Origin of the sequence: Flavobacterium sp. CAU 1735, assembly GCF_039888695.1 — a bacterium.
GTDB lineage: Bacteria > Bacteroidota > Bacteroidia > Flavobacteriales > Flavobacteriaceae > Flavobacterium.
Genome location: NZ_JBDQQQ010000001.1, coordinates 348,391 through 367,762 on the forward strand (window position 1 = coordinate 348,391; position 19,372 = coordinate 367,762).

Genomic DNA, 19,372 nt, shown 5'->3' on the forward strand with positions numbered 1-19,372 from the left:
ACGGTTGAAAAATACGGTACGTCAGAATCGCGTACTCATCGTGTAAACCGATTTTATCATAAATAACCAAAAAATAAAAAATATGGATTTTATCAGTACAAAACTCATTTTAAACTCCTTGGTCTTTTCCGTGTTGGGATTACTGATCTTGTTAGGGTCTTATTTTGTAATCGAAAAATTGACACCTGAAAATACATGGAAAGAAATTTCCGAAAAGAATAATGTGGCGGTAGCAATTGTGCTGGCGGCCTTTATTATCGGGATTTCAATGATAGTAAGCGCAGCGATTCATGGGTAAAAAATTCCTTCGATTTGAATTTTTATTGCTTATCGCCGTTTTTACAATTGCAACCTGTGGCTTGGTATACGAACTCGTTGCCGGTACACTGGCGAGTTACCTGTTAGGTGATTCCGTAAAACAGTTTTCATTGATCATTGGTGTATACCTGTTTTCAATGGGAATTGGGTCGTATTTTTCAAAATTCATTACCAAAAAACTGTTGGACACCTTTGTCGAAATCGAAATATTGGTGGGCTTAGTCGGTGGTTTAAGTTCCGTGGTGCTGTTTCTGTTATTCGAAAGTGTCGATTATTTTCAGTTTATTCTGTATCTACTCGTATTTACTACGGGCTGTCTGGTTGGTCTGGAAATTCCGTTGCTAATGAATATCCTGAAAGACCGGGTGGCTTTCCGCGATCTGGTATCCAATGTGTTTACCTTCGATTATATAGGTGCTTTATTAGCTTCTATATTGTTCCCGTTGGTTTTGGTTCCGCAATTGGGTGTAATGCGGACCTCTTTGTTTTTTGGTATGATCAATATAGCAATTGCGATTGGTTTGTGTTTTCTGCTTAAAAAAGAATTAAACCGTCCGTTTGTTTTAAAAGTAAAAGCGATAGCCTCGTTTTTTCTATTGTTGGTTGTTTTTGTCTTTTCGGAAGCTATTCTGTCCTTTTCCGAAGGGAAATTGTACGGCGAAAATATTGTGTATACGAGTTCCACACCCTACCAACGAATTGTGTTAACACATAATAAAAGCGATTACCGTTTATACCTAAATAACAACCTTCAGTTTAGTTCTGCCGACGAATACCGGTATCACGAGGCTTTGGTACATCCGGTAATGGCCGCTGCCAAAAAGGTCGACCATGTATTGGTGTTAGGAGGAGGCGATGGGTTAGCCGTTAGGGAAATTCTGAAATACAAAGAGGTAAAGCGTATTACGTTGGTCGATTTGGATGAAGGAATGACAAAACTATTTAAAACCAATACGATCCTAACCGGATTTAATAAAAATTCCCTGACCGATCCAAAAGTAAAAGTGATCAATCAGGATGCCTATATCTGGGCTAAAAACTGTCCGGAAAAATTTGATGTGGCTATTATCGATTTTCCGGATCCGTCCAATTACAGTTTAGGAAAACTGTACTCCCTGAATTTTTACAGATCCTTACAGCATATTCTAAGTCCGGATGCTTTTATAGTGGTTCAGACTACATCGCCTTATTTTGCACCAAAGTCTTTTTGGTGTATCAATAAGACCATAAATGAAGTTTTTCCGCAAGTCGATGCCTATCATGCCTATGTGCCTTCGTTTGGTGAATGGGGCTATACAATTGCAGCACTTAATCCGTCGGCAGCATTCTCGACTGTAAACCGGAAAGCGGATGGATTACGCTTTTACAATTATCAGTTTGATAAACTTAATTTTTTTTCCAAAGATATGACTGCCAATACAGTGGAAATAAATCGTTTGGATAATCAGATCTTAGTGCGCTATTTCGATGAAGAGTGGGGAAAATTATAAGTCAAGACGTACTTTTTTAAAAGGAATCGCGGCTTCATTGCTATTGATTCCACTGGTGCAATCCTGTAAACAGAAAGCCACAGGACTGTTGTTGCGACTCACAGGAACGAACCATATTTTGGGGCATCGTCTTTGGGCGAAAAACTTTCCGAAGCCGGTTCGGGAAATTCATATTCCGTATCTGATTGTAGGTGGCGGAATTGCTGGCCTTAGTGCGGCGAGACAACTCCATAAAAAAGGAATAACCGATTTTTTAGTAGTTGAGCTGGAAGACCATTTGGGAGGGAATTCGTCCAATGGCGAAAACCGGTACTCGAAATACCCGTTGGGAGCGCACTATCTTCCGTTGCCCAATTTTCAGGATAAAGAACTGTTGCAATTTCTGGGAGAAACCAAAATAATTACCGGTTATGATACCAAAGGTTTTCCGGTATTCGATGAGGAACAGTTGACGTTTTCGCCTCAGGAACGGTTGTATTATAAAAATAGCTGGCAGGAAGGTCTCGTTCCGCGATTGGGAGCTACTCAGGCGGAAGAAGAGCAGTTCCGTCGGTTTTTTGACAAAATGGAGTTTTTTAGAAAAGCAAAAGGTTTGGACGGAGCCTATCTGTTTGATATCCCGTTGGTGTTGTCTTCAACAGATAGTGAGACGCGGTTGTTAGATACGATTACGATGCAGGAATGGATGGATCGCAACGGATTTACGACGGAGGCTTTACGGAATTATATTGACTATTGTTGTCGGGACGATTATGGTTTGGGAATCGCCTATGTTTCGGCTTGGGCGGGGATTCATTATTTCTGTGGCAGGAAGCACGATGCAACATCCGATAAAAAAGAAAATGTGCTAACCTGGGCGGAAGGAAATGCAAGACTGGCATCGCATTTGAAAAAATACACCGATCAGAAAACATTGAAAAAGCATTTGGTGTATCAGGCCGAAATTAAAAATGATTCCGTAGTGATAGCTGCATTCGATAGTGAAAAGCAGGAGTCGGTTACCATTGTAGCTGATCGGGTAATTCTGGCTACGCCTCAATTTGTAAATCAGTATTTACTGACCGGTAGGCAGGAGTTTTCAAAAGCATTTCATTATGCGCCCTGGTTGCTGGCTACAGTAACGGTGACAGAATTAATCGACAACCACAGTTATCCGTTGTGTTGGGACAATGTTATATACGATGCTAAAGGATTGGGATATATTTATGATCAGCATCAATCCTTACAGCAACTACAGCCTAAAAAAGTAATTACATATTATCATAGTTTTTCGTCGGCAAACATACCACAAAGCCGAAGAGAGCTATATAAGCAGGATAAGGAATATTGGAAGCGGCAGGTGCTTTCCGATTTGAGTAAAGCCCATCCGGATATTGAGCAATATGTCGAAGCGATTGATATCCACCTTTTAGGACATGGGATGATTAGTCCTGTTCCCGGATTTTTATTCGGAAAAGAAAAAGAACAGGCCGGACAATCTATTGGCAACAGAATTTATTTTGCCCATTCGGATCTGGCCGGAATTTCCATTTTTGAAGAAGCTTTTCATCAGGGTATTAATGCCGTTAATAAAATGATACATGATGCAACCCTGGATTCATAAAGCCAAATCAGATAGCCTGTTTATCCTATTGCCTCCCTTTTTGGTGCTGGCGGTAATTGTGTTTTTTCAGAAAGAAATCCTTTGGGCCGAACAACACTATTCGTTTTATACCTGGTTGTTCCTGATCGTATTTATTGATGTCGCGCATGTTTATGCCACCTTGTTTAAAACCTATTTTGTCGCCTCTGAATTTCAAAAGCGGAAAAAATTATTAATCGGATTACCGATACTCTGCCTGATAATAGGGATGGTCTTGTTTTCCTTTGGGGAAGCCTTTTTCTGGTCGGTATTGGCCTATGTGGCTGTCTTTCATTTTATCCGACAGCAATATGGTTTTATGCGATTGTATTCCAGAAACGAAGCCAGAGAAAAGTACAGCCGCTATTTCGACAGTCTGGTAATTTATACGGCAACCGGATATCCGATGTTGTACTGGTTTTTATCCCCATCGCGAAATTTTAACTGGTTTATGCCACGGGAATTTCTGCAGTTTCAGAATGCTACGCTGTTGGAAACACTACAGTTTGGCTATGTTTTGGTACTTGTAGCCTATGTCGTGCGAACGGTTTATAAAGCTGTAAAAGAGCGTTACTTTAATATTCCGAAGAACACCGTGATTGTCGGAACGGCTTTGTCCTGGTATTTCGGGATTGTATATTTTAATAATGATTTGATTTTTACAGCGCTAAACGTCGTTTCGCATGGAATACCTTATATGGCATTGGTCTATTTAAAAGAAATTGAATCTAAAAATGAAAGTAGCACCGGAATATTGCAGGGGCTTAAAAATTATAAAAAGATAGCATTGTATATCGGTATTTTGCTGAGTATAGCTTTTGCCGAAGAATACCTCTGGGAAGTCACGGTCTGGCAGGAACATTTTTCGGCTGTCCGATTCGATCTTACCACATTGCATTTTCTTTTGGTACCCTTGTTGGTTGTGCCGCAGTTTACACATTATATATTGGACGGATTTATATGGAAATCCAAATAAAAAAACATCCTGAAAAGGATGTTTTTTGTTTTATGTGGTTGCCAGGTTTTTCTGGCGGATATTTTCTTCAATCGCATTCCATAGTCCGATGCGTTTTTCGAGTGCCAATATAGAAACACTTTCCACTTCGCTCCATTTCTCGGAGTCCTCACCGCAAAGTTCGCTGATCATCTGCATTGCCATTGGACCGTGATCATCTGCGTCTAATTCGATATGACGTTCAAAATAATAAATCAGCTTGGAAAGATCGGTAGCCGGGAAATTCTCCTGAAAATGTTTTAGAATGGCGGTAAACATACCCGGAATCAGATCTTCGCGTCCGAAGGTAAAAGCAGCGGCAATTTCATGTGGTTTTCCCTGTTCGATTACGCGGAACGTAAAGTCGAGAAAAGCCTTGATATTGGGATGTAAGCTACTTTGTTTGATCGATACAAAAATATTCTGAGTGTTCACTACGTTGTCCAGAAATTCGTATACCGGTGTCGTATTGGCGTGACAATCGTTCATCGCATCGATATACATTTCGAAATGACTCAGTCGTTTTCCGTCCAATGAAATATCGGATTCTTCTGCGAGTACAATCTCATTGATCAAATAACGGGTTTCCGGATTTTTAGTAGCAAACCATGGTGTCGTCGTACAGGTTAGTTTGGATTGTAATGCTTTTAGCAATGACATAAAATCCCAAACGGCATACACATGTCCTTCAAGAAAACAATGCAGGTCGTCTATATTTTGAATCTGGCTGTATAAAGGATGGCTCAAAAGGATATCCTTTTGAGGTTGGATTTTTTTATTGATGGATTTTATATTCATTGGTAAAAGTTTAGTACAAAAATAAACAAGCTAGCGGTTATGCGAATAGCTTTTAACATTGATTTACGTATAAAGCGATCAATAGGTTTTATAATAGCTTGTTTTTTATCATAAAAAAAGAGCTTGTATAAAGCTCTTTTTAAATATATAGGGATTTTAGAATCCTATTTGAATGCGTTTAATCCGGTTACATCCATACCTGTGATCAATAAGTGAATATCGTGTGTACCTTCGTAAGTTACAACCGATTCTAAGTTCATCATATGACGCATGATCGAATATTCACCTGTGATTCCCATACCACCTAACATCTGACGTGCATCACGAGCAATGGTTAAAGCCATATCCACGTTGTTACGTTTCGCCATAGAGATCTGAGCCGATGTAGCTCTTCCTTCGTTACGCAATACACCCAATCTCCAGGTTAATAATTGTGCCTTAGTGATTTCAGTGATCATTTCAGCTAATTTCTTTTGTTGCAATTGTGTCGCTCCGATTGGTTTGTCAAACTGGATACGCTCTTTTGAATAACGTAAAGCCGTATCGTAGCAATCCATAGCAGCACCGATAGCACCCCATGCAATTCCGTAACGTGCCGAGTCAAGACATCCTAGTGGTGCTCCTAATCCGGATTTGTTTGGTAATAAGTTTTCTTTTGGAACTTTTACGTTGTCAAAAATCAATTCACCGGTAGCCGAAGCACGAAGTGACCATTTATTGTGCGTTTCAGGAGTTGTAAAACCTTCCATACCTCTTTCAACGATTAATCCGTGGATTCTTCCTTGTTCGTCTTTAGCCCAAACCACAGCGATATCGGCAAATGGCGCATTGGAAATCCACATTTTAGCACCGTTTAGTAAATAGTGATCGCCCATATCTTTAAAGTTGGTCACTAAACCACCCGGGTTCGAACCGTAATCCGGCTCTGTTAATCCGAAACAACCGATAAATTCTCCGGTAGCTAATTTCGGAAGGTATTTCATACGTTGCTCTTCGTTACCGTATTTCCAGATTGGATACATTACCAATGAAGATTGTACAGAAGAAGTTGAACGTACACCAGAATCACCTCTTTCAATTTCCTGCATGATTAAACCGTAAGAGATCTGATCCAATCCGGCACCACCATATTCTACAGGAATATAAGGACCGAAACCACCGATTTCTGCCAAACCATTGATGATTTGTTTTGGGAATTCTGCTTTTTGAGCATATTCTTCGATAATTGGAGATACGTCACGTTTTACCCAGGCACGGGCAGCATCACGTACTAATTTATGTTCGTCTGATAATAAATCGTCTAATAGGTAATAATCAGGAGCTTGAAATAAGTCTGGTTTCATTGTTTATAAATTTTGGTTCACAAAAGTAAGCAAACAAAATCAACTTTTCAACACTATAGAACGCTATAATATCGAATTGTCCTAAATTTTAGAGGTATAATTCCACCGATTTAAAAATATTTTTGTTTTGAAAATGGGAAAAATTTAAAAAACAGTAAAATAGCCAAAACGGATACATTTTGTTATAAATATAACAAATAATCAGATGGAGGAAAGATGAAAAGATGTTTTATAACTTCAGGTAAAAATCTTTAGTCAGTGCGGTGTATTCCGGAGTATATTGATGGCGGGCGATTTCAATAATAAGCTCGTCCGTTTCCGGCTGATTTTCCGGATTTCGGGAAAAAGCGATCAGGCTTCGTTTGGTTTCAGTTGTAGGTGTGCCTTTAACCCGTGTGATTTTAAAAGGAAACAATTCGCATTCCTGAGCTAGTCCGATAAAACGTTCTTCTTCTTTAAACGGAATGATCACGGCAAAAACACCATTATCCGACAATAAAACCGAGGCGGCTTCAACCAAATCTTCAAACGGCATGGCATCTTCAAATCGGGCCAAATCGCGTTGTTCGTTTTGAGAATAGTAGGTATCGGTATAAAAAGGCGGATTGGAAACAATCAGGTTGTATTCGTCTTCGATTTCTTCTGCAAATTCATCCAAAGCGGCATGATAGCAAAACAAACGATCGTTCCACGGACTGTTTTCGAAATTTTCGACGGCTTGTTCGTAGGCTTCCTCGTCAATTTCCATGGCGTCGACCTGTTCGGCGGTACTGCGTTGTGCCAGCATTAATGCAATTAAACCGGTTCCGGCGCCAATGTCCAAAATGCTATACGGATGATGGTTAAGCGGAGTCCAGGCGCCTAATAAAACGCCATCGGTACCCACTTTCATCGCGCAGCGGTCCTGTGCTATGGTAAATTGCTTAAACTGAAACATAAGGTTTTAATTGTTCAGGTAGAGATCAACCAGACCTTCCGGAGTATTCAGTACCACTTTTTTGTTGGCTCGGTCGATCGCAACGATAAAATCGTCAATCATCGGAATTAAAATCTCGATTCCGTTATGTTCGATTTCAAACAAAGGTTGTGCGGTGCTGTCGTTAATAGAAACGATTTTTCCGATAATCCCCAAACGGGTATCTTCCACATCGAAGCCAATGACCTCGTGGAAATAAAATTTATTGCCTTCCAGTTTTGGTAAGGCACTTAAAGGTAGGTATAAAGGGCAGCCAAGCAATTTGTCGGCCTCTTCCTCGCTAGCTACATCTTCAAAACGGATTCTAAGAAAATCGTTTTTGTGTAGCGAACAGCTTTCAATAAAAAAAGGAACCAGATTATTGTTGAATTCAACAAAAACTGATTCCAATTCTTCGTACATTTCCGGTTCGTCCGTGTCTAAATAAGCCAGGACTTCCCCTTTGAAGCTGAATTTTTTAGCGATTTTACCTAAATAGAAGCATTCTTCTTTACGCATAGGAATCGCGGAGTAAATTAAGCTTGAGTTTCTTCGTTGTTTTCTTCAACAGCAGGAGCGTCTTCAGCAACTTCTTCAGCAGCAACAGCCTCAGCAGCTTTAGCAGCTTCTTCAGCAGCAGCCAAACGCTTAGCGTTTACTTCTTGCTCTGCTTTTAACGCTTTCGCTTTAGCATCAGCCTGAACTTTGCTTAAACCGTCTTTTTTAGCGTCAACTTTAGAAGTTTTTTCCTCTAACCAAGTAGCTAATTTAGCGTCAGCTTGCTCTTGAGTTAAAGCACCTTTACGAACACCTCCGTCTAGGTGGTGTTTTAATAAAGCACCTTTGTAAGAAAGGATAGCTCTTGCAGTGTCAGTTGGCTGAGCACCGTTGTGTAACCATTGTACAGCACTGTCAAGGTTTAAGTCGATAGTAGCTGGGTTAGTGTTTGGATTGTAAGTTCCGATTTTTTCTAGGAATTTACCATCTCTTTTTGCGCGAGCATCAGCTGCAACAATCCAGTAAAAAGGTTTCCCTTTTTTACCATGTCTTTGTAATCTAATTTTTACTGACATAATCTTGTGATTAAATTTTGAGGTACACGACCTCTGTTAAATAAGGGTGCAAATATATAAAACTTTTAAATACAAACGAATACAAAACACATAAAATCCTTAGGTCCTGATAGGGACAAAACGGGAGCTATCGTTTTGAAAACAAGATAACTTAGGTGTTTTTGTGATTTTTTATGATTTTATTAGCTTATTATCGATAAAAAACTATTTTTGTAGAAATAAAAGAACCCAAATATTAATTTGAATTTAAAATGAAAAAAATACTTTCTCTTGTAGTTCTTATGGCAGCATTCACTTCTTGTGAGGAGAATGTACAGTTTAATAATCCGTCTCTTCAGGGTGAAAAGAACTATGGTTTATGGAGAGCTGCGGATGCACATGCTACCATTGGTGCAGATGGATCGGTTACAATCGAAGGGATCACGGTAGATGAGCAGGTGATTTTAAGAACATCTTCTTTTCAAAACGGGACGTATCCATTAGGAACGACAAACCAAAGTAACAGAGCCAGCTTTATTTCGACTATGAACGGAATGGAAGATATCTATACTACAGGAGTTTTTAGCGGACCAGCAAGTAAAATTGCTTTAGAAAACGGAGGAACTGGATATACCAATACTACTTCTGCTTTTACATCGGGTGGTTCCGGAACCGGATTACAGGTTGCAATTCAAACGACAGCCGGAGCAGTGAGTACGGTAGCAATCCACTTAAGAGGTACCGGATATGTACCGGGCGATATCGTTACTATTGTAGGGGGTGATAATCTGGCAAAATTCCGAGTGGTTAACGTTCAGGGAAGCGATGGAGAAATCAAGATTGAAAGCATTCAGGATGGAACCATTACCGGAAGCTTTAAATTTAATGCGAAAAACGATAACGACAGTATCGTAAACTACCAAAAAGGAGTATTCTACAGAATTCCGATTTACTAAATCGAAATAAAAAATAAACAAAGCCACCTTTCGAGGTGGTTTTTTTATGAATTATAAATGTCTGAAATAAATAAATATTTGGCTTTTTAAGATTTTAACACTCGGTAAAAACACGCCAACTTTGCCTCATATTTATTGATGGACTTATGCATCGCAACACGCTGGTTTTTTTAAACCACAAAAAGAAGAGTATTTCAGGCAACCTACTCACTATCATTTTGCTGCTTTCGGGCACAGTAACGATAAACGCCCAACAAATTACCCGGTTAAAGCTACACGACGCCTGGCAAATAGCCGAAAAAAACAACCGGTTTATTCAAAAAACTCATATCGACGAACAGATTTCCGGCGAAACGGTCAAAACCAAAAAAGAACTCCGGTTACCCGAAGTGGAATTGCATTCCCTGTATTTCAGAATTACCAATCTGACGGAGTTTCAAAGCGGCTTTCTTCAGGGGAAACAGGTCACTAAAACCATCCCGGAAATTTACGACGTGTCGGCAGCATTCCGAATGCCGTTATATGCCGGAAATAAAATCAATCATACGGTAAAAATAGCCGAAAAAGAATCGGAGTTGATGGCTTTAAAATCCGAAAAAACGACCAATGACGTAAAGTTGCAGGTTGTAGCTTCATTTTTAGGAATCTATAAAATGATGGCACTTAAGGAAATAATTGCCGAAAGTATCAAAGAGGAACAGGAGCGTTTAAAAGAAGTACAGTCGTTTAAAAAACACGGAACGGTAACCAAAAATGAGGTTTTGCGTGCCGAATTGCAATTATCCGATCGGGAACTGGATGCGCTCACCAATCGCAAAAATATTGCGATAGCCTTGCACGACCTAAAAACCATAATGCAACTTCCGGAAGGTCAACTGATAGAACCCGATACGACGCAGTTACTCTCCGGATTGCAGCACATCGAAAGTTACGATTACTTTTTAAAAGCCGCTTTGGACAATGAAGAGATGAAAATGGTCCAAAAGGAGGTTGAAATCAGAAATCTGGAGAAAAAAGTGGTAAAATCCAACTATTATCCGGTGATCAGTTTGTTCGGAAATTACAGTTTTAAATATCCGAACTATATGTTTTTTCCGCCGGATCCGTATCTCTACTCATTGGGACAAGTTGGAATTGAAGCCACGTTTAATCTTTCCACTTTACATAAAAACAAAGCAAAATCCCGTATTGCCGATCGGCAATCGGAACGCCAAAAAATGGAAGCTGGCATTGTAAAAGATGCGGTCGAAGATAAAATCTTTGCCGATTATACGCACTATCAGGAAAGTCTCGCCCGGATTCCGGTGACGGAAAAAGCATTGGCATTGGCTGTCGAAAACTACCGGATTGTCAAGTTAAAATACCTGAATCAACTGGTTTTGATCACCGAAATGATCGATGCCGATAATGCATTGCTGGAAGCCCGGTATAAAAATACAGCCACCAAAATTGAAGCCGCGATGAAGTATTACGAGTTACTACATACGGCCGACCGATTGCACTAATTATTCCAACTCAATATTCTAATTCAATTTTTACAAGATGGGAACACAAAAGGCGCCAGGAGCACATCGTTCTTTTCATACATTGATCACCGTAATAGCCGGTTGCATCGTTTTTTGCGGAATCGTTCTGGGAATCTGGTTCCTGATTTTCTATAACAACCACGAAGAAACCAACGATGCTCAAGTTGATCAATATGTTACACCGGTCATGGCGCGGGTAACTGGTTTTGTGCAGGAAGTGCGCTACGAAGAAAATCAGTTTGTCCATAAAGGGGATACGCTGATCGTAATCGACAACCGGGAATACAAGTCTCATCTCGACCGTGCGTTGGCCGATGTTGACCATGCGCGTCAGGATATAAAAGTAATCGAAAACAGCGTGGCCACCGTTTCGAATAAAACCGCGGAACAGGAAGCACAGCTCGAAGCGGCACGTACGGAAGTCTGGAAAACCGGACAGGATTACCAGCGTTATAAGGCCTTATTAAAGGAAGAAGCTGCGACCGAACAACAAGTGGAGCAGGTAAAAGCCGCCTACGAAACAGCTCAAGCACGTTATAACGAAATTCAGAAAACCATCCGGACAACGGCTTTAAATGCGAAAGAAACCCGGTCGAAATTACCAACGGCAGCAGCGGTGGTACAATCCAATCAGGCGATGGCAGACAATGCCTCACTTTTCCTGTCGTACACTGTAATAACGGCTCCGTATGATGGTTGGGTGGGTCGGAAAACGATACAGCCGGGACAAATGGTCAAAGAAGGACAAACATTAGTCTCGATTGTTAGTAAGGAAAAATGGGTAACGGCAAACTTTAAAGAAACGCAATTACAATACCTTACCATTGGTCAGGAAGTTGAATTAAAAGCCGATGCGGTGCGCGGGCGTGTTTTCCGCGGAACGGTGGAATCGTTATCACCGGCCAGTGGTGCGCGTTTTTCCCTGTTGCCGCCCGACAATGCGACGGGTAACTTCGTAAAAATCGAACAGCGGATTCCGGTTCGGATCAAACTGGCTGAAACCGATGATCAAACCGAGTTTTTACGGGCGGGGATGAATGTGATTGTAATAGCCGAACACCAATAGGCGATGTCGCAAAATAGTGTTTTTAAGCCTTGGGTTCCCAATTGGGCGATCATCCTGATTCTGATTCTGTGCATGTTGCATTCCATGGTATTGTTAGGGGTATATACCGCGAATGTGACCTATTCGGCTAGTTTTTTGGATGTGGATGTGGAAGATCTACAGTTTTCGCTATGTGTAACCTACGGAACCTTTCTGGCCACGATTATGATCGAAAGCCGACTGTTTAAATTTTTTCCGACCAAAAAGTATTTTGTAACGATTTACAGCCTGGCGGCAATCACGTTTATCTTGTCGGCCTATACCGATAATTATTCCGTATTTATTATGCTACGGATGGTTGAGGGGGTATTAATGGCTTTACCGTGGATTCCGTTACGTCAATTGCTGATCACTCGGTTTAAATCCAAAAATGCAGTGATCATAGGGTTTAGCTGTAATTATGGAGCCTTGTTGCTGGCATCGCCTTTTATTATGAATATAGCGGTTTGGTTGCTCGAAAATTACGACTGGACGTATATGGCCTATGGCTCGGCTATATTTCAGGTGCTTTGTGTGGCCTTGGTCATGCTGACGTTTAATAACAATCGTTTTCATAAAAAAATCCCGCTGTATCAGGTCGACTGGGCGAGTTATATCTTGGTGTTAACGGCTATTTTATGCGGATCGTTTTTCTTTATTTACGGAGAACGGAAATACTGGTTTGATTCGCCGCAAATTATTCTATCGTTGATCGTAACTTTAGTAACCGGCGGATTGTTTGTGATCCGACAACAATTGGTAAAAAGGCCTTGTTTTGATATGAATGTGTTCCGGTATGCGAACCTTCGAACCGGTTTTTTTCTTTTTGTGATTTTTTATATTGCCCGGGCAACCCTTACGATTTGTCATAGTGCAATGTTTACCGTTTGGAACTGGGAACCGTCGCGTGTGGCACAGGTACAATACCTCAATGTGATCGGAAATGTGATCGGAATGGTATTGGCGGGCGTTTTTCTGGCAAAAGGTGTGGCGACACGGCTTATTTTTAGTCTTGGGTTTCTGATTTTTGCGATCTATCATTTTTGGTTTACCTTTTTATTTGTGCCGGATGTAGCCTTATCGGATATTCTTATTCCGTATATGTTACAAGGTGTGGCGGTGGGCATTTTATTTGTACCGTTGGTGCTGTTTACGGTATCGTCGGTTCCGACACATTATGCGCCTTTTTCCGGAACGGTTGGCGTAAGTGGTCGTTTTTGGGGAAGTACGATCGGTTTTTGTATCCTGCAAAATGCGCAGGTATTTTTACAGCGATCGCATTTTACAAAACTCCGTCAGTTTGTATTGTCCGAAAGTCCCGAAACCGGCGAACGATTGGCAAAACTGACCCAAAGTTTTATGGCAAAAGGATTTACCGCTGACGAAGCCTATAAATTAGCCGTCCAACAGTTGATTCAGACCGTTTCCAAACAATCGGTATTACTGTCGGATATGGAAATTTTTACCGTAATCGGATACGGACTCTTGTTTTTAGTAGTCTTATTATTACTCAATAGTCATCTAAAACAAACCTTCGATCTGTTTAAAAACCGCGTATGGGGTAGTTAACGGCTGTTAACAAATTCTGTTATATTCTTTCTCTAAAAAGCAGTACATTTGAAAATTACTTTTTTAAAATACTACAGATTTTAAAATACTGATTTTTAGCTATGTACTTGATATTTGATACCGAAACAACTGGTTTACCGCGAAGCTGGTCGGCACCTATTACCGATACCGACAACTGGCCGCGTTGTATCCAGATTGCGTGGCAGCTGCACGATGAAATGGGGAACCTGGTCGAACATCAGGACTATCTGGTAAAGCCCGAAGGGTTTAATATTCCGTACGACGCCGAACGGATTCACGGTATCTCGACCGAGTTAGCCATGGAACAGGGCGTGGCACTGATGGAAGTGCTCGAAAAATTTAATATTGCGCTGTCAAAAGCCAAATATATTGTAGGTCAGAATATTGGTTTCGACGTAAACATTATGGGATGTGAATTCCATCGAATGAACGTGGGAAGTGATATGGCACAAATGCCAATTCTGGATACCTGTACCGAAGTGACCGCCGAATTACTAAAATTGCCCGGAGGTAGAGGAGGACGCTACAAACTGCCTACGCTAACGGAGTTGCACCAATACCTTTTTGGAGTGCCTTTTTCCGAAGCGCACAATGCGACTGCCGACGTAGAGGCGACGACACGCTGTTTCCTTGAACTGATCAAACGGGAAGTGTTTACCAAAGAAGAACTGGATGTTGATCCGGAGTACTTCTTTAACTTCCGTCAGAGCAATCCGGGTGAAATCAAACTGATCGGTTTAAAGCACATCAACCTGAAAGCGGCTTCCGACGAAATCCGGAAGCGTTTACAACAGCAAGAAGGGGAAAACCGTCAAACCGTTTCAGAAGAAGGTAAAAAAGAGCTTAAAGATGCGGCGTTCGCCCATTTGCACAATCATACCCAATTTTCGGTATTACAGTCAACGATCGGGATTAACGACCTGGTAAAAGAAGCTGTAAAATTTAAAATGCCGGCTGTCGCGATGACCGATACCGGAAACATGATGGGAGCTTTTCAGTTTGTGAGTGCGGTGTTAAACCACAACAAAGCAGCGGCGGCCAAAAATAAAGAAGCCGAAGAAAAAGGAGAAGAACCAACCGAAACGGAAGTAAAACCGATTGTAGGTTGTGAATTCTATATTTGCGAAAATCATAAAGATAAAACCAAAAAAGACAACGGCTATCAGGTGGTTTTCCTGGCTAAAAATAAAAAAGGCTACCACAACCTGGCTAAAATGTCGTCGATAGCCTATACTAGTGGATTTTATTATGTGCCAAGGATCGACAAAACGGTAGTCGAACAATACAAAGAAGATATTATCGTGTTAACCGGTAACCTTTACGGAGAAGTACCGAGTAAAATTTTAAATATTGGAGAAAACCAGGCCGAAGAAGCTTTGATCTGGTGGAAAGAACAATTTGGTGCCGATTTTTACATTGAGGTGATGCGCCACAATCAGGAAGATGAAAACCGGGTAAACCAAACCTTGATTTCATTTTCGAAAAAACACGACATCAAACTCGTTGCAACCAACAATACCTATTATGCGGCCAAAGAAGATGCCAATGCCCACGATATTTTACTTTGTGTAAAAGACGGGGAAAAGCAGGCTACGCCAATTGGTAGAGGACGTGGTTATCGCTACGGATTACCGAATCAGGAATACTATTTCAAATCGGGAGACGAAATGAAAAAGCTTTTCGCCGATCTGCCGGAAGCGATTGTCTCGATTCAGGAGATTGTTGATAAGATTGAACCGTATTCCCTTTACCGCGACGTACTACTTCCGAAATTCGATATCCCGGAAGAATTCCAGGTGGCCGAAGACGAAGAAGATGGTGGAAAACGAGGTGAAAATAAATTTCTACGTCACCTGACGTATGTTGGAGCGGCAAAACGCTACGAAGAAATAACCGATGACATCCGAGAACGACTGGATTTCGAATTATTAACGATTGAAAAAACGGGTTATCCGGGTTACTTTTTGATCGTACAGGATTTTATTGCCGAAGCCCGAAACCTTGATGTATCCGTAGGCCCGGGTCGTGGATCGGCAGCGGGATCGGCGGTAGCATATTGTCTTGGAATTACCAATATTGACCCGATTAAATACGACCTCCTTTTTGAGCGTTTCCTAAATCCTGACCGTGTATCCATGCCCGATATCGATATCGATTTCGACGACGAGGGTCGTGGTCGTGTTATGGAATACGTAATCAATAAATACGGATCGAATCAGGTGGCTCAGATCATTACCTATGGTAAAATGGCAACCAAATCGGCGATTCGGGATACGGCGCGGGTATTGGATTTACCGTTATTTGAAGCCGATCGTATTGCGAAGCTGATTCCGGGAATGATGCCGTCCAAATGGAACCTGGCGCGTTTCCTGGCGGAAGAAGAAGATCAGGTTAAAAAAGCCCTGAAATCATCGGATGAATTTGACCGTGTTAAAGAGTTGATCGCGATTGCAAAAGAACAGGATCTGGCTGGTGAAACCATTCAACAGGCTAAAATGCTGGAAGGATCGTTGCGAAATACAGGGATTCACGCTTGTGGGGTAATTATCACGCCGGACGATATCACGAATTTCGTACCGGTTACCACGGCTAAAGATTCCGATTTATATGTAACCCAGTTTGACAACTCCGTAGCCGAAAGTGCCGGATTGTTAAAAATGGACTTCCTGGGTCTGAAGACCCTTACATTGATTAAAGACACCGTAAAATTGGTGAAATACCGAACCGGAACCGAACTGGATCCGGAGAATTTCCCGATCGACGATGTAAAAACATACGAACTGTTCCAGCGTGGTGAAACCGTAGGAATCTTCCAATACGAGTCACCCGGGATGCAGAAATACATGAAGGAGCTAAAACCAACCGTTTTTGCCGACCTTATTGCGATGAATGCCTTGTATCGTCCCGGACCGTTGGAATATATCCCGTCGTTTATCCGCCGTAAAAACGGAGACGAACCGATCGAATACGATTTGGATGCCTGCGAAGAATACTTAGGGGAAACCTATGGTATTACGGTATATCAGGAGCAGGTGATGCTACTGTCACAAAAACTGGCGAACTTCTCCAAAGGTGATGCCGACGTATTGCGTAAGGCGATGGGTAAAAAACAAAAAGAGGTACTGGATAAAATGAAATCCAAATTTATCGATCAGGCGGTAGCCAATGGGCACGACGCGGTAAAACTGGATAAGATTTGGAAAGACTGGGAAGCATTTGCGAGTTACGCCTTTAACAAATCCCACTCGACCTGTTATGCCTGGATTGCGTATCAGACGGCCTATTTAAAAGCGCATTACCCGGCCGAATATATGGCGGCGGTACTGTCGAATAACATGAACGATATCAAACAGGTATCCTTCTTTATGGAAGAATGTAAGCGAATGGGATTACAGGTATTGGGACCAGATGTAAACGAATCCTATTATAAATTTACAGTAAATGAAGACTATGCTGTTCGTTTCGGAATGGGAGCGATCAAAGGTGTTGGAGGAGGTGCCGTAAACACGATTGTCGATTGTCGAAAAGACGGTAAATACCGATCGATATTCGACCTGGCAAAGCGAATCGATTTACGGGCGGCCAATAAAAAAGCCTTTGAAAACCTGGCACTGGCCGGAGGATTCGACTGTTTTGCTATAACCCACCGGGCGCAGTATTTTCATACGGATGGGGATAACCTGACGTTTTTGGAAAAAGCAATTCGCTATGGAGCAAAATTTCAGGAAAATGAAAACTCATCACAGGTAAGTCTTTTTGGAGAAGCCAGTGATGTACAGATTCCGGAACCGGTAGTACCGCCATGTGAAGAATGGAGTACGATGGAAAAGCTGGCGAAGGAAAAAGAAGTAGTAGGGATTTATATTTCGGGTCATCCATTGGACGATTATAAATTTGAAGTGAAATATTTCTGTAATGCGAGTCTGGATACCTTAAAAAACATGGAGCAGCATGTTGGGAAAAACCTGAGCTTTGGAGGAATTGTAACCGGAGTAGAACACCGCGTGGCCAAAAACGGAATGGGATTTGCCAGTTTTAACCTTGAAGGCTATGATGAGAGTTACCGATTTTCGATGTTCCGGGAAGATTATCTGAAATACCGTCATTTTCTGGTAGCCAACTACTTTATGTATTTTAAAATTAATATCAAAGAAGGTTGGGTGAATAAAGAAGGCAAACGTACAGAACCGAGAATTCAGTTTTTGGATATCAAACCGTTACAGGATGTATTGGCGTCTTTTGCTAAAAAACTGATCATCCAGATGAATATAACGGAGTTACAGCAAAATCTGATTGCCGAATTGCAGGAGATTTTCCAGATGAACCGCGGCGATCACAGTGTGACTTTTGAAGTGATGGAACTTGAGAAAGTTAAGCGTGTTGTAGAAGCGCCGCCGGTGGTTGAAGATGATGCTGCTGCCGATGAGGTTTTGGAGGAGGCCGAAATAGATATCCCGGAAGAAAAAGAAGAAATCCGGGTGGTAACCAAATTAAGTATGCCGAGTCGGAAGTTAAAAGTGAATATTTCGGGCGAATTGTTACAGGAACTCGAAAAGATGCAACTAAATTTCAGACTGAATTAAGAACAGATCTTTCATTTTCGAATATCCGATTTGAATTTCCTTAAAAAAATGTGAAATCGATTTTAACAATTCGGACATAATGAAAACTGATTTTAAGGCATTTTAAAAGTGAAAATAAAAAGCTACTTTTGTAACTAATAAATCCTAAAAGAAAATAAAATGGCACAAGCAATAACAGATGCTACTTTCGAAGAATTAGTATTGAAATCAGATAAACCGGTTTTGGTTGACTTTTGGGCGGCATGGTGTGGTCCTTGTAGAATGGTAGCTCCGATCATTGATCAATTGAGTGAAGAATATGCAGGAAAAGCCGTTATCGGGAAAGTTGATGTAGATGCTAACCAGGAGTTTGCAGCGAAATATGGTGTACGTAACATTCCTACAGTTTTGGTTTTCCAAAACGGAGAAGTAGTGGGACGTCAGGTAGGAGTTGCTCCAAAGCAAACCTATAGCGATGCAATCGACGCATTATTATAATAATCATTATAATTGTTTGATATAAAAGGCCCTGCAAATTGCAGGGCCTTTTATATTTTAAGCAACACCTGACAGGTTTTAAAAACCTGTCAGGTAAGGAACAATGACTCCTATATTTTATTAAAACGAGAGTTTAAAGCCAATTCCATTGGAATTAGCCGTAAACCGCATTTCATACGAATCGTTACTTCCTACTGTTTTTAGATTTTCGTTATAGAGTTCAATACTTTTCTTTAATTTCTTTGATCTTCCGGAAAGGACCGGGATTGAAATTAGGGTAGCGGCTAATCCTACATAAGTAAGTGGTGTCGGATATTTGACATCAGCTGTAGCGCCATAAAGCACATCGCCAGCAGTCAACCCGATACCAAATCCCAATAATAATCCTCCGACAGTGGTCTTGGTACGGGTTTCTTTATATAATTGCAATGCTTCGGTATTGGACTGAAGTAATTCCCGTATTTCTTTGTTTTTAAGTTTTTTTTCGTCCTTAAATACCGTGCTTCCTTTCACGGATAATTCCTGTGAAAAGGCTATACTGCTGATCAATAATGCTAAAATTGCAATTGTTTTTGTCATAATTTT

The 19,372-nt window shown here is 41.1% G+C and carries 16 protein-coding genes; 10 read left to right on the forward strand and 6 right to left on the reverse strand.

What is annotated here, in order from left to right:
* Positions 1-82: 82 nt before the first annotated feature.
* Genes AAFN64_RS01775 through AAFN64_RS01790 form a run of 4 tightly spaced genes read left to right on the forward strand, consistent with a single transcriptional unit; the run spans position 83 to position 4,405 of the window.
* Positions 83-298 (forward strand): DUF350 domain-containing protein, encoded by a 216-nt coding sequence (locus AAFN64_RS01775; protein ID WP_300490590.1) that lies wholly within the window; start codon positions 83-85, stop codon positions 296-298.
* Entirely contained in the window at positions 291-1,808 is a 1,518-nt protein-coding gene (locus tag AAFN64_RS01780) for a polyamine aminopropyltransferase (RefSeq protein ID WP_347759086.1), read from the forward strand. The genes AAFN64_RS01775 and AAFN64_RS01780 overlap by 8 nt, the downstream gene beginning before the upstream one ends.
* Positions 1,786-3,411: an FAD-dependent oxidoreductase gene (locus tag AAFN64_RS01785; protein WP_347759087.1), complete on the forward strand. Its 1,626-nt coding sequence runs from the start codon at positions 1,786-1,788 to the stop codon at positions 3,409-3,411. Before AAFN64_RS01780 ends, AAFN64_RS01785 begins: the two co-directional genes overlap by 23 nt.
* Positions 3,389-4,405: a hypothetical protein gene (locus tag AAFN64_RS01790; RefSeq protein ID WP_347759088.1), complete on the forward strand. Its 1,017-nt coding sequence runs from the start codon at positions 3,389-3,391 to the stop codon at positions 4,403-4,405. The genes AAFN64_RS01785 and AAFN64_RS01790 overlap by 23 nt, the downstream gene beginning before the upstream one ends.
* A gap of 30 nt (positions 4,406-4,435) precedes the next feature.
* On the opposite strand, the gene AAFN64_RS01795 is transcribed toward AAFN64_RS01790, so the two are convergent.
* From AAFN64_RS01795 to AAFN64_RS01815, 5 genes are all read right to left on the reverse strand, one after another.
* Entirely contained in the window at positions 4,436-5,221 is a 786-nt protein-coding gene (locus AAFN64_RS01795; RefSeq protein ID WP_347759089.1) for a DUF3050 domain-containing protein, read from the reverse strand.
* A gap of 164 nt (positions 5,222-5,385) precedes the next feature.
* Complete coding sequence (locus AAFN64_RS01800; RefSeq protein WP_300490575.1) at positions 5,386-6,564, reverse strand: acyl-CoA dehydrogenase family protein; 1,179 nt, start codon at positions 6,562-6,564, stop codon at positions 5,386-5,388.
* Positions 6,565-6,793: 229 nt separating this feature from the next.
* The gene (locus AAFN64_RS01805) at positions 6,794-7,501 is read right to left on the reverse strand and encodes a methyltransferase (RefSeq protein ID WP_347759090.1); all 708 of its coding nucleotides are present in this window, start codon (positions 7,499-7,501) and stop codon (positions 6,794-6,796) included.
* Between the two features lie 6 nt (positions 7,502-7,507).
* On the reverse strand, positions 7,508-8,038 hold the full coding sequence (rimM, locus tag AAFN64_RS01810) for a ribosome maturation factor RimM (RefSeq protein ID WP_300490569.1): 531 nt from the start codon (positions 8,036-8,038) through the stop codon (positions 7,508-7,510).
* Positions 8,039-8,055: 17 nt separating this feature from the next.
* Complete coding sequence (locus tag AAFN64_RS01815) at positions 8,056-8,592, reverse strand: 30S ribosomal protein S16 (RefSeq protein ID WP_347759091.1); 537 nt, start codon at positions 8,590-8,592, stop codon at positions 8,056-8,058.
* Positions 8,593-8,843: 251 nt separating this feature from the next.
* On the opposite strand from AAFN64_RS01815, the gene AAFN64_RS01820 reads away from it, so the two are divergent.
* From AAFN64_RS01820 to trxA, 6 genes are all read left to right on the forward strand, one after another.
* On the forward strand, positions 8,844-9,527 hold the full coding sequence (locus AAFN64_RS01820; protein WP_300490563.1) for a DUF6252 family protein: 684 nt from the start codon (positions 8,844-8,846) through the stop codon (positions 9,525-9,527).
* 146 nt (positions 9,528-9,673) lie between these two features.
* Positions 9,674-11,032, forward strand: a complete 1,359-nt coding sequence (locus AAFN64_RS01825) for a TolC family protein (protein ID WP_347759092.1) — start codon at positions 9,674-9,676, stop codon at positions 11,030-11,032.
* Between the two features lie 37 nt (positions 11,033-11,069).
* Positions 11,070-12,119 (forward strand): HlyD family secretion protein, encoded by a 1,050-nt coding sequence (locus tag AAFN64_RS01830; protein ID WP_347759093.1) that lies wholly within the window; start codon positions 11,070-11,072, stop codon positions 12,117-12,119.
* A gap of 3 nt (positions 12,120-12,122) precedes the next feature.
* Positions 12,123-13,706 carry an MFS transporter gene (locus AAFN64_RS01835; protein ID WP_347759094.1) on the forward strand — a complete coding sequence of 528 codons (1,584 nt, stop codon included), beginning with the start codon at positions 12,123-12,125 and terminating at the stop codon, positions 13,704-13,706.
* Positions 13,707-13,807: 101 nt separating this feature from the next.
* The gene (dnaE, locus tag AAFN64_RS01840) at positions 13,808-18,310 is read left to right on the forward strand and encodes a DNA polymerase III subunit alpha (protein WP_347759095.1); all 4,503 of its coding nucleotides are present in this window, start codon (positions 13,808-13,810) and stop codon (positions 18,308-18,310) included.
* A gap of 159 nt (positions 18,311-18,469) precedes the next feature.
* Positions 18,470-18,787, forward strand: a complete 318-nt coding sequence (gene trxA / locus AAFN64_RS01845) for a thioredoxin (RefSeq protein WP_136404020.1) — start codon at positions 18,470-18,472, stop codon at positions 18,785-18,787.
* Positions 18,788-18,907: 120 nt separating this feature from the next.
* Here the strand turns inward: trxA and AAFN64_RS01850 are convergent, their stop codons facing one another.
* Positions 18,908-19,366, reverse strand: coding sequence for a hypothetical protein (locus tag AAFN64_RS01850; RefSeq protein ID WP_347759096.1), 459 nt, complete (start codon positions 19,364-19,366; stop codon positions 18,908-18,910).
* Positions 19,367-19,372 lie beyond the last annotated feature (6 nt).